This is a genomic window from Saccharicrinis sp. 156 (assembly GCF_050589685.1).
Classification (GTDB): domain Bacteria; phylum Bacteroidota; class Bacteroidia; order Bacteroidales; family Marinilabiliaceae; genus Saccharicrinis.
Genome location: NZ_JBNGOS010000006.1, coordinates 105,446 through 121,027, shown reverse-complemented (window position 1 = coordinate 121,027; position 15,582 = coordinate 105,446). Strand labels below are relative to the sequence as shown.

Sequence of the window (15,582 nt, the reverse complement as noted above, 5' to 3'; positions counted from 1 at the left end):
TATCGCGTAACAATTAAATTATAAAATCATGAAGTCAGCATATTTATTTTTTGGAATATTATACCTCGTAAACACTTTAATTTCATTGGATGCGGCCGGCAAATCGAAAAAGCTAAAAGTACCCGAACGGGGTTTTATCAGTTCGCTACCTGCAAAAACCTGGGAAGAGGGATTGATTTGCGGAAACGGAACCATTGGGGTTAATATCCTGAGCCGCCCCCTGGAGGAAACTATTATTTTCAGCCACGAAAGATTGTTTCTTCCGCAAGGAGCACCAACGGTACCACCCGATAATTCGCACATGCTATTTGAAATTCGAAATCTTATAGACAGAGGATTGTACAAACAAGCTACCGAACTGGCATTCAATCTGTCCGGGCAGGAGGGTTTTATGTATCCGGATCCTTTTGTGCCTGCATTTGACGTGAATCTGCAGATGAAAGCCGAAGGGGAAGTGAACGACTATATGCGTTCGGTTGATTTTAAGACGGGCGAAGCGACTGTTCACTGGAGCGATGACAGAGGGGTTTTTGAACGAAAAATGTTTGTTTCAAGAGCTGATGGAATAGCCGTGTTGTTAATTACCGGCCCTGCTGGCGCTGTTGATTTTAATTTAAGCCTTAATCCCAGAAAACCAAGTGATAACCTGGATCTAAAGACAATCGGAAAATCTTACAAGGTTTTTGAGAATCATGTTAGCGATATTGTAAAAACGGTTAACAACAATACGATAACGTATAAAAACAGTTTTACAAAAGCCTACCCCGGAAGTATTCACGCCATGGAAAGTATAGCAAAAGTAGTTCAGCATAACGGCGAATTGATAGAAAGCAGTGAGGCAATAGAGGTTAAAGGTGCGGAAAAAGTTCTTGTTTTGTTCGATCTTGTAATGATTTATGATGCCGCAAAATCAGAGGTGGAAGAGATGAAGGGTTTTATGTCTGGTTTAAATCCTGATTACCAAACGTTGCTTGAGCGTCATGCTAAAATACATGGCGAAATGTTCAACCGGATGAAGCTTGAGCTGGGAGGAGGAAAAGATCACCTGCTTACAACCGAGAAACTGATAGAAAAATCGACAAGTGATCATATGAACATGGCCTTACTCGAAAAAGAGTTCGATGCAGCAAGGTACAATATTATTTCATGTATTGGAGAGTTACCACCAACCCTACAAGGAGTTTGGGGCGGCACCTATGTTCCTGGCTGGGCCAGTGACTTTACGCATAACGGTAATGTCCCCTCTGCTATCGCCAGCCTTTTAATGGGTAACATGCCGGAACTCATGATGGCTTACATTTCATACATGGAGTCCATTGTTCCGTATATGGAAATTAACGCCAAGCACATTTTTAACTCCAGAGGTATAGTTTTGCCCTCCAGGTCAACAACACATGCCTACAATAATGCCCTCAATGCTAGATTTGCAGGTGGTTTCTGGGTCGCCGGTGCAGCATGGGCGGCACATTTTTTTTATGACTATTATCTGTACACGGGAGATCAGGAATTTATGGTTAAACATGGCTTGCCCTTTATGGAAAAAGCCGCACTTTTTTTCGAAGATTATCTATATGAAAATAAGGATGGGATATATGTTTTTTCTCCCACCCAATCACCAGAAAATACGCCTAAGAATATTGATTCACAGGGAACTTTTAATGCCACCATGGATGTGGCAGCGGCAAAGGAACTTTTAACCAACGTTATTTCTGTATCCAAAGAGTTGGGCGTAAATGCCGATAAAATTCCACTTTGGACAACCATGCTTGAAAAAATGCCGCCATATATGATTACGGATGACGGTATCATAAAAGAGTGGTTAACACCGAAACTTGAGAATAATGACGATCACAGACACTCTTCCCAGCTTTATCCCCTGTACGATGGAATTTCCAAAGAGATAGAGCAAAGCAAGGCGTTGCAAGATGCGTTTAAGAAAAGTATTGAATATAAACTCGACAAGCATTGGAGGGGCAACAAGCGGGGATTTATGTCCTTTGGTCTGGTGCAACTGGGCCAAGCTGCTACTAGCCTGGGAGAAGGCGAACTGGCTTATGAATGTCTGCAGCATCTTGTAAACAGGTTTTGGTTGAACAACCTGGCTTCCATGCACAATCACCGCTCCTTGTTTAATATGGACATCAGCGGTGGCATGCCGGCAGTAATTATTAAAATGCTAGTGGCCAGCGAACCCGGAAAATTATATTTGTTACCTGCTCTATCGGAAAAATTTCCGAAGGGATCAATAGAAGGGGTGTTGTGTCGAGGCCAGGTAGAGGTAAAAAGCCTGTCATGGGATGATAAGACTTTAAATGTAAGCCTGTTGTCAGCTAAAGATCAAACGATAAAGCTTGTTATGCCATCGGACATAGCGCATATTGCAGTAACGGAAGGAAATTCTAAGATAGGTGAAACCGGGGATAAAGATAGCCGGAATGTTTCTCTCGAAGAAGGAAAAATAATTACGCTTAATATGGATCTCCGTTAGACCCATACGAAACAATTGACAGCAATGCCAGAAAAAGCACAAGCTGTGTTTACGATAATGATATCCTCCGCGTTGCGTTTAAATATTTATTGTAGGAGAAAATATTGAAGTGATAAAATCAGTTTTACGGATAAAATATAAAAAAAAGACTATGATTAAATTATTGATTGTACTGTTGGGTTGGATAGCAGGTACTGTTGGTTTATACGCCCAGGAACTGCCAAATATCATCATTATTTATGCCGACGATCTGGGATATGGTGATCTTTCGTGTTACAATGATAAAGCGGCCTATAAAACCCCTAACCTGGATAAAATGGCTAAGGAAGGGGTCATGTTTACGGATGCCCACAGCCCGTCCACAATCTGTTCCCCTTCCCGATATGGGCTTTACTCCGGACAGCAAATATACCGTTCTACCGGAAGGGGCGGAGGAGCCTTTGAAGGCCCCGGAGGACCAAGTTATTTGAAACCCGGAACGCTCACGATTGCAGAAATGTTACAAACCAAAGGGTACAGAACAGGTGTTTTTGGGAAATGGCATGTCGGGCTTTCCTGGTTCGACAAGGATAATAAAAGACTAGGGGGGGGCTATAAAAATGCCTTACTTATTGATTACGAAAAAAGTACTCCCTTGATTGATGGCCCAAATGCAAGAGGTTTCGACGAATCATTTATTACACCCAATTGTCCCTGCACAGATCCGCTATATGTATACATAGAAAATGGTATGGTTCCTGTTCCGGCCAGCCAAAGACACAAACAAGATAACTTACCCAATCCGGGTGGCAAGTGGCGTTGGGATAATGATGAGGGCTGGATGGCTCCGGGATATAATTTTATGGAAGCGGATTTGATGTTTTATAAGAAAACCCGCGAGTTTATAACAGAACATAGAAAAAACACACCAGAGAAACCGTTTTTTGCAGTTTTGTCAACGCAGATTGCTCATGCCCCTGTACTCCCGGCCCCAGAGTTTAACGGGATCACGGATGCAGGCCCTCGTGGCGATTTTGTAAGGGAACTGGATGTTATTGTTGGGCGCGTTATGGATATGCTAAAAGAAATGGATATAGATGATAATACCATCATAATGTTTAATGCGGATAACGGGGCGGAAATTGTTCATGTAGACTGGATGCGTCAGGATCACAATCATGATGCGTCAGGAGGCTGGAGAGGGATGAAACGGGATGCCTGGGAAGGAGGTCACCGGGTGCCTTTTATCGTTCGTTGGCCGGGAGTATTCCCAAAGGGTTTGGTGTCTGATCAGATGACCAATACTACTGATATTTTTGCCACAACTGCTTCTATTGTCGGTTATAAACTAAAATACGAAGATGCTACTGATAGTTTTGATATGTTACCGGCCATGCTCGGAACCGAAGACAAAAATAAATCCATCAGGCCATATATGCTGACCCAGAGTTTTCGCGGCGAATTCCAGATCCGCCAGGGAAACTGGAAGTATCTTGACCATAAAGGCTCCGGAGGGAATAATTATAAAAGTGATTTACTTGAAAAATATGCTTTGCCGGAGAAAGAAGTTGATGCAACCGGTCAGCTATATAATCTCACAAAGGATCCGGGGGAAAAGACCAACCTGTATTTTACAGAAGCTAATAAACGAAAGGAACTTCAGGATTTACTTGAGAACCTAAAATCAAATGGCCGTAGTGCCCCCAAAAACAGACAGCCGCTTGGAGTTGAGAAAGTCAAGGAATTGGGCATGCAACATGCGAAATAGAAGAAAAGCACCTTATCAAAAGCATAATCAGCGTTGGGGGTTTGAATAGAATTCCCGAAGCTGCAAACGATAAGCGATAAAGTCTTGTAAATTTTAATTTACAGGGCTTTTTTGTAATAAGCAAAAGACGTATGCACCAAGCAATAATAATTCCGCGTAATTAACCGGGATACCGATCACAGATCGGCACAGTTCGCGAGGTTATCAAATCTTACGGAACTCGCTTAGTGGATATCCTAAAAAAGCTACTTCTCAATATTCGATCAAGGAAAATTGAGAAGTAGCTTTTAAATTAATCCCAAAATTGTCATTATACTACATCTAATTCGGGATTACCTCGATACGCTGATGCCTGCCAACATTAAGGAATTTTTCAGATTCCTTAATGTCAGATCGCGGTTAATCTGGCAGCTGACGATGAAGCTTACTCGATTCCCTGACGGGTAACGATAGGTACATAACCAATTTCCATTCCTTTAGGAGGCGTAACCAGTAAGGCAGGATCTAATTCTGCCAGTTCGCCAATCAATGGGGCAGGGAGGTATTCGCGTTCTTTCGTCCAGTTTTTGTGCAGCAGCTCTACACGGCGTTGCATTTCTTCGCGTTCGGCTTTGCTCAAATCAGCATTGAGCAAGGCAGGCTGGTCGGCAAAGCGGTACCAGTAGTAGGTGACCGTACTCCCATCGCCCAGTTTAGCCTTAAACGGGCCGGCTGCCGGTCCTGGAGTCTTCCAGCAACTCTCTTGGTCTTCTGGCGTTACATAGGTTTTCGAACCACCTTCGTACGCCCGGCTAAAGCTAACCTTTTGCAATCCGGTTTCTGCGGGCACTTCTTCGGGAGCTACAGCAATCCACTTGCCAACCTCGTCGTTTTCTTCTTTTACCAGTTTGTAGTATTCCGGAAGTGTTACTAATGTTTGTCCGTTTTCCACGGTTTTTGTTACCAAATCACCATCCCAGCGAACCCTTAAGGTGGCATCGTCGGTTACATTAGGATCGAGATACGATGTTATATTCATTAAAGCACGCTTTTCTTTCGGAATATTATCACCGTAAAATTTCCAGTTAGATCTGATGCCTTTTTGAAATTTCTGCATGGTAGCGCCTTCCACTTTAATTTTACTGTCTGCTGGCTTTCCCCCTTTAAACCAGGCTTCCACATCATCCCACAGCGCTTTTTTATTGTACACCATCAGGCGATGCAATAATTCGGTATTGCCATCGGAACCTACCGGATAACGTGTTGGCGCCATGCGCGCATAGTGTACCCCTTTTGAATCGACGGCTTGCACCGAATGAATGTGCTGCGTTTCCATCTGATACTGTTTGTTCGCCTTCGAGGGACGTTGATCCAGAAACAGCCCTTCTACACGAGCATCGTCGACGGATGCCGCAGACCAGAAATATGGAGTGAAGAATGTTATAGGCCCCTTGAAATTTTTAGTGTTTAAAAATAAGGTCCAGGACTGATTTCCGGTAGAAATATCTTTCCCTGCTGTCTTCGCTTTCGCTTCGGTAAGCGGCAAAGGCAAATAGCCGTTCCCAAATAATTTATTGCTTGTGCCTTGCTTCAGGTTCAGTCCGTCGGGTGGCCACAATACCCAGGGACTTAATTGCGCCACACCATATTTTCCTTTCGGATTATCCCAGTCTCTTCCTTTGCCGGCTCCTGTACCATTTGCCCATCCAACGAAATTTAACTGAACCCCACCCATAATAAATTTTGGTGTTTTTGTGGCATATTCTGTATCGCGCCACCAGCCAAGTCCTCCTTCAATATCCGTATACAGTTTTTCCACAGGTAAAGGCTCGTCATTCTGCGGGAACATCCAGGTCCCAAACAATCCCGTTTGGAAATCCCTTCCGGGATATTCCTTCAGTAACGGATAAGCCATAGCATACATGGAATAACCGGCATTAAACGACTCGTCCACTTTTTGGGTTCGCGTAATCAGATAACCTCCCACATTTCCTTTTTGTATTCCCGTGTCCTTTATCAGAATATCCTGAGCCGAAACAGGCGGGATAAAAAGTAACGCAAGGGTACAGACAATTAAGGATTTAAATATAATGTCTCTTTTATCTTTTGTTGTTTTCATATATTAAAATGTATTAAATATTATTTATCAAGTGTAATTAGTATTACGTCTGTAAGGTGAAGTAATCACATGGTTCTGTAAGAATTACCAGATTAAGTCAGCTTATCTAAGCTGGTATGGTTTATAATAGCAAGGCATTTGTTTTTTTACATAATCCGCTGGCTCAAAAAACAGTTAGTTATTTGTATTGTCATTCCAAATCAATGCTTGTTATTTATTTTATCAAAGATATTAAAACAATATTACAAACTCAAATTATTAGCTGTTATATACCAGCCGCTATGGTTGCATTTGCAAACAGCTATACACGTAATTTTCATATTTACCTTGCTGTATAAATGGAACAAAGGATCCACCTACCAATACTTTTGGGTTGCTATTTTATAATATATGAACCTTTAGAAATAGCGTATAGTAAAGTACCACATCGCAAGAAATATTTATTTTCTGTTTTATAAAATTTAAACCTTGAAAAGAACAAAATATACTGATTCTCCCAGTATTTTATTAAGTATTTTGAATCAGCTTAAAAAGTTGCATTTTAATAAAATATAATCTACTTTTGAAATTTACATTAAAAAGAATAATTGTTGTAACATATTGCAACTGGGAACAAATAATTGGAATATCTTGCAGCTTATATTGCGCTTAACCACGATATTAGATTAAGTCATCTACGCTAGTCTTATCTGCAGCACTAAACTGTATGGTGATTTAATTCAGGATGAATATAGATTTTGCTAGACGGGCAATCTTATCCTAAAAATTTAGGCAGTTTCTACCAAGGTGAAAATTGACGCGGAAGTAAATAAATCGGGGAGCAGTATTTAAGATCCCGTAAAAATGAATAATTAGTTTATTTAAGCATATGAAAAATTTGTTTGTATTACTGATCCTGGGCAGTCTTATCATGACAGGAGGATGCAAAAAAGAAGCGAATCCTCCAAATATTATCGTCTTTCTGGCCGATGATTTGGGCTACGGCGACCTGGGATGTTATGGCAACCCGATTATTAAAACACCCAACATCGATATGCTGGCTACAGAAGGCGTGCGTATGACCGATTGCCATTCGGGAGGTACCGTGTGTTCCCCATCCCGGGCAGCATTGTTAACCGGCCGAAACCCATACCGTAGCGGATTCTTCTACATTCATGGCAAAAAAACCTACCTTAAAGAACAGGAAGTTACCATTGCGGAGCTCCTTCACGAACACGGCTACGAAACTGCTTTCTGGGGAAAGTGGCACCTTTCAACCCTGGAGAAAAACAGATACAGCCACCCCGGACCCAGCGAACAGGGTTTTGACTACTGGATGGGTACCACCCTGAATGCTTTTGGCGGACCTAAAAACTATAAAAAATTCATTAAAAACGGAGAGCCAGTAGGCGAAGTGGAAGGCTGGTACTGCGATGTGATTGTGGACGATGCCCGAGAATGGCTGAAAAGCAAACGTGACAAAGAAAAACCGTTTTTTATGTATGTATGTTCGCACGAACCACATACACCGATAGCTCCGCCCATAGAATACAGCGCGAAGTATGACAATGCGAAAGTGAACAAGCTGGAAAAAGGCATGAAATACGGACGAGTGGCGCGGCCCCAAAAAGATATTTCGGAGTACAAAAAAGAATACTACGGGACGGTTAATCAGCTTGACGATGCCTTTGGCAGGCTGATGCATACCCTCGAAGAATTAGAGTTAAAAGAAAATACCCTGGTGCTTTTCACGAGCGACAACGGGCCGGAAGCGCCCGTAACCACAGAAGAGTCTCTGGGTAACTGGGATGACCCCATCCGTGACAAATGCTTTGGCACACCGGGTGAGTTGCGAGGCATGAAACGCTTTCCGTACGAAGGTGGCCACCGCGTTCCCGGAATTGTTCGGTTTCCGGGCGTGATCCCGGAAGGGACAACAAGCCGTGAACTTTTTAACGGTTGTGATATTTTGCCTACGATATGCCAATTGGTAGAGATACCCGTTCCAACCAACCGAAACATTGACGGGTCAAATGCATTTAACGCATTTCTGAACAAGAAGGTTGACCGCGTTGCTTCGCCTATCTGGTTCTATCCAAACCACGAAGACACCTATTTCAGAATGCCACAAGTGGCAATGCGAAAAGACAATTATACACTGATTGGCTGGTTACCCGAAAAAACTGATTCGTTGGATTTAAAACAATGGATAGCTAAAAACGATCCAGTGAAATTTGAATTATACAACATGAACACTGACCCTGCACAGACAAACAACATTGCCAATGAACATAACGATATTGTTGAAAACATGAAGCAGGAAATGATTGCCCAATGGAGGGAAATGCGTGACGAAGGGCTAGAAACCATTCAAAACAATTAAGACACTTAAAGAAGCATTAGTTATGAAGAAATTACTTGCATTTACGTTGATTATAACTTTAGTAGCCGGAACCATTATTACAGCACAGGCACAAGACACAAAGCCCTTAAAAATAAGCCTTGAAGATTTATACAAAAACAACGTTTTCAGGCAGAAAGGAATAAATACCGTGCGTTGGATGAAAGACAACAAAGGGTATTCAGCTCTTGAAACCAATAAAACAATCGGTGGGAAAGATATTGTGACCTACGATGCCCAAACGGGAACCCGCACGGTATTGGTTTCTGCCGGAAAGTTAATTCCCAAAGGCGCAAAAAAGCCCATCGTCATAAGTAGTTATTCGTGGTCGCAGGACAACAGCAAACTTCTGATTTTCACCAATACACGTAAAGTTTGGCGTTACCATACACGCGGCGATTACTGGGTGCTGGATTTAAAAACTGAAAAACTCACGCAAATCGGAACTTCGTTGGAAGCCACCTGGCTGATGTTTGCGAAATTTTCGCCCGATGCAGAAAAGGTTGGTTTCGTTTACCAACAAAATGTGTATGTGCAGGATTTGGGAACGGGAAAATTGGAGCAATTAACAACCGATGGGGGCGATAACATCATCAACGGAACCTTCGATTGGGCCTACGAGGAAGAGCTAAGCTGCCGCGATGGTTTCCGCTGGAGTCCAGACAGCAAAAACATTGCCTTCTGGCAATTGGATACCGAAGGGACCGGGACTTTCTACATGATCAACAACCTGGATTCAATTTATCCCAAGTTAATTCCACTCCCCTACCCTAAAGTGGGCACCGACAATTCATCCGCAAAAATAGGTACGATAGCTCTATCCGATAAAAACATCAGATGGATGGATATTCCTGGCGATCCCCGGAATAATTATCTGGCCCGAATGGAATGGGCAAATTCATCGGATGAGTTGATCATTCAGCAGCTTAATAGAGAACAAAATACCAACAAAGTATTTTTTGCCGATGCAAAAAGCGGGGTTGCCAAAGTTGTTTATACAGAGAAAGTAGAAACCTGGCTCGACATTTACGATAACCTTACCTGGTTAAACCACGGAAAAGAGTTTACCTGGCTCAGCGACCAAAGCGGATGGCTACACCTGAATAAAATTTCAATAGAAAACGGTGTTATTACACCTGTAACCTCAGGCGGCTTCGAGGTAATTAAATTACTGAATATCGACCAAGATAAAGGCTGGGCATACTATATCGCATCGCCCGAAAATGCCACACAACGCTACCTTTACCGAAGCAAACTCAACGGGAAAGGCAAAGCAGAACGGCTTTCTCCATTAGAGCAGAGCGGACAACATGCTTATAACATTTCGCCGGATTGCAAATACGCCATTCATACTTTTTCAAACCATGCTGCACCACCGGTTTACTCAGTAATTTCGTTGCCCGATCACAGGGTTCTGCGTGTTTTAGAAGACAACAGTAATCTGAAAAGCAAGTTGGCGAATTACGAAATCCCAGAAAAAGAATTCTTAAAAATTGAAACCGATGAAGGGATGGAGTTTGATGCCTGGATGATAAAACCCAGCAATTTTGACCCCTCGAAAAAATACCCGGTTATATTTTACGTTTACGGCGAACCGGCCGGATCAACGGTGCAGGATAAATGGGTTGGAAATTTATGGGATCAGCTGCTGGCGCAGGAAGGCTACATTGTAATGAGTGTTGACAACCGAGGAACCAATACACCACGGGGGCGCGAATTCAGAAAAAGTGTTTATGAAAAAATAGGAATTCTGGCACCTATCGACCAGGCAGCTTGTGCACGGAAAATTATGGAATGGGATTTTGTTGATCCGGACCGTATCGGAATCTGGGGATGGAGCGGCGGCGGGTCAAACACCCTGAACTGTATATTCCGTTACCCTGAAATTTACAAAACCGGAATTGCCATTGCATTTATCAGCAACCAGTTGTTGTACGACAATATTTACCAGGAACGCTATATGAACCTGCCTAAAAACAACATGGAAGGATATAGGGACGGGAGCCCTATTACTCATGCTAAAAACCTGGAAGGAAACCTGCTTTTGATTCATGGTTCGGGGGACGACAACTGCCATTACCAAAGCTGCCAGATGTTGGCAAATGAACTGATAAAACAAAACAAATACTTTACAATGATTGATTACCCCATGCGATCGCACAGCATCAGCGAAAGAGAAAATACCACCATGCACCTGCGAATGACCATGCTCAATTATTGGAAAAAGAATTTGCCGGCAGGAGCAAAATAAGAAATAGGATCATTTTAATAGGATGGTGATTGCGCACCATTTAGACAGGGGTAATCAGATAAACAATCCATGTGCGGATTTTATAAACAACAATACATCCATTAGGGATTAAAGTTCAGTAAATGAGAAAACCGATCAAAATAATAAAAGCAGGCGAGATTAAGCAAAATTATTCCATGCAAAAGGCAATTGATGCCATGGAACATGCATTTTCCTCCTTGTCGTCGGGCGAATCTTTTGTGCCGCAACGATTTATGACAACATTGCCCACAAAGGAATTGCTATTGCTTTTTAAGCCGGCTTTTGTTGAGAAAGACAAGAAGGTAAGTATAAAATTCCTGACCCAGCGCGAAGGGGTTTCTGTGCCGGGCATTCCAACCATCCAGGGAATTATCTTGTTAGTTGATTCGGTTACGGGAGAGATACTTTCGATGATGGACGGTGAGTACGTAACTGCACTGCGTACCGGAGCCGCAAGCGGATTGGCAACACGTTTTCTTGCCCGAAAAGATGCACAAAACATGGCACTGTTTGGTTGCGGCATCCAAGGTAAAACGCAATTGGAAGCGGTGCTATGCGAACGAAAAATAAAAAAAGTTTTTGTTTTCGATAAATTTCGGGAAGCTGCAGAACAGTTTATTCATGAGATGCATGAAAAATTTCAGATTGAAATAATTTATTCCGAGGAAACTTCTGTATTAAAAGATGTTGATATTATTTGTACAGCCACAAATTCTACGGCCCCCCTTTTCAAGAAAGACGAAGTAAAACCGGGGGTACACATTAATGCCATCGGCTCGTTTCAGCCCCATATGCAAGAAATCGACCCATATCTAATTAAAGCAGCCAAAGTTTATGTTGACCAAACAGAACCTTGTCTAAAAGAAAGCGGCGATCTGATAAAACCATTGAAAGAAGGAATAATCACAGCAAACCACCTTGTCGGCGAGATTGGCGAATATTGTCTGAATAAAATTGCTGGCAGGAAATCTGAGACTGAAATCACAATTTTTAAAAGTGTTGGCGTGGCCATTCAGGATTATGCGGTAGCTGCAGACATTTATGGCAACTCAATAGGCGAGTCATTTGGACAGGAAATTAATCTTTTTGAATAATGAAACAACTACCGAGCATTTTTAACGATGTAATTGGTCCGGTAATGCGGGGGCCTTCAAGTTCGCATACCGCGGCATCCTGGCGCATCGCCAGAACTGCCCTGGATATCTTAAACGAAGGGTTGCGGAAAGCATGCATTGAGTTCGCCGAAGATGGGGCCTGGGCACCAAACTACCGCGAACAGGGTACCTGCATGGGTATCAATGGAGGGCTTTTGGGACTTGAGATTACCGACCCTGCCATGAAAGATACCGATAATCTTGCCATTGAGAAGGAAATAGAAATTAGTTACCGGGTAAGTTCTTTTGAAACATCTCATGCCAATACGGTAAGATTAACCTTGTGGGGAACGTCAAATAAGAAAGTGCAGATTGTGGCAATCTCCAAAGGTGGCGGATCTTTTCAAATACAATCAGTCAATGGCTATAATGTACAGATAAATGGCGATTTATATGAAATTCTTTTCTTCACAAATATGAAGGATGATTTAGAATCCATGTTACCGAAAGGTATAGATCTTCAAGTATGTGAAAAAGAAAACAGTTATTTGTTTAAGCTCAAATCGTCTTTGCCTTTTAGTTCGGATTTTATACTTCAACTTCAAAAGAAATCAGGTGTTGAAGATATTTCCATTGTAAATCCCATTCTTCCGGTTGTTTCTGGCAGACAAACCCCAATGCCTTTCGGTTCGATAGATTCTTTACTTAGTTATGCCGATGAAATTCAAATGGATTTGGGAGATCTGGGACTTCTTTACGAAAAACATTTAAGCGGATTAACGGAGTCAGAACTAAACGAAAAGATGGCCACACTTGTACAGGTTGTACATAACAGCATTGATATTGGTTTGGCCGGAACAAAATATGAAGATCGGATATTGCATCAGCAGTCTCACTTGATTTCAAAAGCAGAGGGTGAGGGTAAATTGACAGGTTCTGTAATGAACAATATTATAGCCAACGTTAGTGCATTGATGGAATCCAAGAGTGCCATGGAGGTGATTGTCGCGGTTCCTACGGCCGGTTCCTGCGGAACTGTTGGCGGCTCGTTACGCGCAATTGCCGAAGATATTCAGGTAGACACTAAGAAAGTGGTCAAGGCATACTTTGCTGCCGGAATTGTTGGTGCATACTTTGCCATGGGGCCGGGTTTTTCTGCCGAAGAACACGGATGTCAGGTAGAATGCGGTGCTGCATCCGGGATGGCAGCAGCTGCTATTACGCAGCTTATAGGTGGAACTGCAAAACAAGCCGTCGGGGCTGCTTCAATGGCTATTCAAAATATGATCGGCCTGGTGTGCGATCCGATTGCCGATCGTGTCGAAGCTCCTTGTCTTGGCAAGAATATTAGTGCTGCGGTAAATGCTTATTCGTCTGCAATAATGGCTGTTTCGGGTTTTGATGCGGTAATTCCGCTTGACCAGGTAATCAATACCGTGGCAAGAGTGAGTAAAACCATGCCGTCCTGTGTGAAATGCACGGGAAAAGGTGGGTTAGCCATTACTAAAGAAGCAATTCGAATTAAAAATAAACTTAATCGGTCATGACACATAAATTGTTTTACTTCATCATCTTGTTATCCAGTTGTTATTCTGTTATAGCACAATCCCATACCGTTCAATCCCCTTCGGGAGAAATCAAAATCGAAGTGGAAGTGGATGATGTTTTAACGTATCGGGTGTTTTTTAAAGGAGAAGAAATCGTTGCAAAATCTGAAATTGCATTTTCGATTGATAACGGAATGACATTTGGAAAAGATGCAAAAGTCCGAAGTATAAAAACAACGAAAATTTCGAAGGAGATTCATCCTGTTGTTCCTCGAAAATTTAACCTCATTAAGGACGAATACAATGAATTGCAATTGGATTTTAAAGGAGGTTATTCATTACTTGCGAGGGCATATGATGAAGGTGTTGCTTATCGTTGGGTGTCGGACAGAACGGGCAGCTACACTGTTATGGACGAAACGGTGACATTCAATTTTAAAGACGATCATAGCATTTGGTTTCCCGAGGAGAAACAGGTGTATTCTCATCAGGAGCGCGAATACCTTCACTTGAAGTTGTCGGATGTCACCTCCGAAAGGTTCTGCTCAACAGGCACGCTGGTGGTGTTGGAGAACGGAATAAAAGTCTATATCTCGGAGTCGGACCTGGTGGATTATCCCGGAATGTTTCTTCGAGGATCGGACAAAAATCCACATGCACTTGTGGGAAAATTTGCAGGGTATCCGCTCGAGGTGTTACCAAAAGGAGACCGTAATGCTAAAGTAATAAAACATGCCGATTTTTTGGCCAAAACACAGGGGAAACGAAATTTTCCCTGGCGGGTAATGGTCGTTGCCGCCAATGATGGGGATCTGATTTTGTCGGAGCTGATTTATAAGCTGGCCACACCTTTGCAGCTGGATGATACAAGCTGGATTAAACCGGGGAAAGTGTCCTGGGATTGGTGGAATGCCAATAACATTTACGGTGTAGATTTTAAAGCCGGTATTAACACGGAGACCTATAAGTATTATATCGATTTTGCCTCGAAATATGGATTGGAATATATCAACCTGGATGAAGGCTGGTATCAGTCCGGTGATGTGCTAAATGTGATCGATGCCATTGATATCCAGGCATTGGTAAATTATGGTAAGACCCGAAACGTGGGGTTGATATTGTGGGTGACCTGGAAGGAGCTGGATGAAAACCTGGATGCCATACTTCAACAATTTGAAAGTTGGGGCATCAAAGGTATTAAAGTCGATTTCATGCAACGAGACGACCAATGGATGGTCAATTTTTACCACCGGGTGGCTCAAAAGGCTGCGGCCAAACATATGCTGGTCAGCTATCATGGGGCTTATAAACCAACCGGGATGAGACGTGCTTACCCAAATGTCATTACCCGCGAAGGTGTAATGGGAATGGAACAAAGCAAATGGGGTTTTGACGCCAATCCGAACAACGATTTGTTATTGCCCTTCATTCGAATGGTTGCCGGCCCCATGGATTATACACCAGGTGCAATGAAAAATGCAACCAAACACAATTTTAGACCCATCGGAAAAGAACCCATGAGTTCGGGAACCCGTTGCCACCAGCTGGCCATGTACGTTGTATTTGAAAGCCCGTTGCAAATGCTAGCCGACAATCCATCAAATTACCATCGAGAAACTGAATGTATGAAGTTCTTATCTGAAGTTCCTACCATATGGGACGACACAAAAGTACTCGATGCCAAGCTTGGGGAGTACATTGCCTTGGCGCGCAGATCCGGTGAAAAATGGTTCGTGGGCGCTATGACCAACTGGACAGAGCGGGAAATGCAACTTAACTTTGACTTTCTGCCCGAGGGAAACTATACCCTAAAAATTTGGCAGGATGGTGTAAATGCCCATCGGTATGCGGCTGACTACAAAATGAAGAAGCAATCGGTTCGGAAAGGAGATGTTTTAAACATTCATCTTGCTCCTGGAGGTGGTTGGACGGCAATTATTACAAAAAATTAATAAT

The 15,582-nt window shown here is 42.7% G+C and carries 8 protein-coding genes; 7 read left to right on the top strand and 1 reads right to left on the bottom strand.

Annotated features, from left to right (window positions below; translation table 11 throughout):
* Positions 1-28 precede the first annotated feature (28 nt).
* Complete coding sequence (locus ACRD64_RS04985) at positions 29-2,488, top strand: glycosyl hydrolase family 95 catalytic domain-containing protein (RefSeq protein WP_430932121.1); 2,460 nt, start codon at positions 29-31, stop codon at positions 2,486-2,488.
* Between the two features lie 151 nt (positions 2,489-2,639).
* Positions 2,640-4,235 carry a sulfatase family protein gene (locus ACRD64_RS04980; RefSeq protein WP_430932120.1) on the top strand — a complete coding sequence of 532 codons (1,596 nt, stop codon included), beginning with the start codon at positions 2,640-2,642 and terminating at the stop codon, positions 4,233-4,235.
* A 424-nt stretch (positions 4,236-4,659) separates the two neighbouring features.
* Here ACRD64_RS04980 and ACRD64_RS04975 read toward each other — a convergent pair whose 3' ends face one another.
* A complete protein-coding gene (locus ACRD64_RS04975) occupies positions 4,660-6,333 on the bottom strand; it encodes a hypothetical protein (RefSeq protein ID WP_430932119.1) in 1,674 nt (557 codons plus the stop codon).
* Positions 6,334-7,201: 868 nt separating this feature from the next.
* Between ACRD64_RS04975 and ACRD64_RS04970 the strand changes: the two genes are divergently transcribed.
* The 5 genes from ACRD64_RS04970 to ACRD64_RS04950 all read left to right on the top strand — a co-directional run bounded on the left by ACRD64_RS04970 (position 7,202) and on the right by ACRD64_RS04950 (position 15,578).
* A complete protein-coding gene (locus ACRD64_RS04970) occupies positions 7,202-8,695 on the top strand; it encodes a sulfatase family protein (protein ID WP_430932118.1) in 1,494 nt (497 codons plus the stop codon).
* Positions 8,696-8,717: 22 nt separating this feature from the next.
* Positions 8,718-10,964: a S9 family peptidase gene (locus ACRD64_RS04965; protein ID WP_430932117.1), complete on the top strand. Its 2,247-nt coding sequence runs from the start codon at positions 8,718-8,720 to the stop codon at positions 10,962-10,964.
* A 122-nt stretch (positions 10,965-11,086) separates the two neighbouring features.
* Positions 11,087-12,079 (top strand): ornithine cyclodeaminase family protein, encoded by a 993-nt coding sequence (locus ACRD64_RS04960; protein WP_430932116.1) that lies wholly within the window; start codon positions 11,087-11,089, stop codon positions 12,077-12,079.
* The gene (locus ACRD64_RS04955) at positions 12,079-13,626 is read left to right on the top strand and encodes an L-serine ammonia-lyase, iron-sulfur-dependent, subunit alpha (protein WP_430932115.1); all 1,548 of its coding nucleotides are present in this window, start codon (positions 12,079-12,081) and stop codon (positions 13,624-13,626) included. Before ACRD64_RS04960 ends, ACRD64_RS04955 begins: the two co-directional genes overlap by 1 nt.
* Positions 13,623-15,578: a glycoside hydrolase family 97 protein gene (locus tag ACRD64_RS04950; protein ID WP_430932114.1), complete on the top strand. Its 1,956-nt coding sequence runs from the start codon at positions 13,623-13,625 to the stop codon at positions 15,576-15,578. Before ACRD64_RS04955 ends, ACRD64_RS04950 begins: the two co-directional genes overlap by 4 nt.
* The last annotated feature ends 4 nt before the right edge of the window (positions 15,579-15,582 follow it).

Excerpts from the sequence above, each read along its gene's own strand:
- ACRD64_RS04980 (WP_430932120.1), top strand. The coding sequence starts at position 2,640 with ATGATTAAATTATTGATTGTACTGTTGGGTTGGATAGCAGGTACTGTT.
- ACRD64_RS04950 (WP_430932114.1), top strand. The coding sequence starts at position 13,623 with ATGACACATAAATTGTTTTACTTCATCATCTTGTTATCCAGTTGTTAT.
- ACRD64_RS04970 (WP_430932118.1), top strand. The coding sequence starts at position 7,202 with ATGAAAAATTTGTTTGTATTACTGATCCTGGGCAGTCTTATCATGACA.
- ACRD64_RS04960 (WP_430932116.1), top strand. The coding sequence starts at position 11,087 with ATGAGAAAACCGATCAAAATAATAAAAGCAGGCGAGATTAAGCAAAAT.
- ACRD64_RS04975 (WP_430932119.1), bottom strand. The coding sequence starts at position 6,333 with ATGAAAACAACAAAAGATAAAAGAGACATTATATTTAAATCCTTAATT.
- ACRD64_RS04955 (WP_430932115.1), top strand. The coding sequence starts at position 12,079 with ATGAAACAACTACCGAGCATTTTTAACGATGTAATTGGTCCGGTAATG.
- ACRD64_RS04965 (WP_430932117.1), top strand. The coding sequence starts at position 8,718 with ATGAAGAAATTACTTGCATTTACGTTGATTATAACTTTAGTAGCCGGA.
- ACRD64_RS04985 (WP_430932121.1), top strand. The coding sequence starts at position 29 with ATGAAGTCAGCATATTTATTTTTTGGAATATTATACCTCGTAAACACT.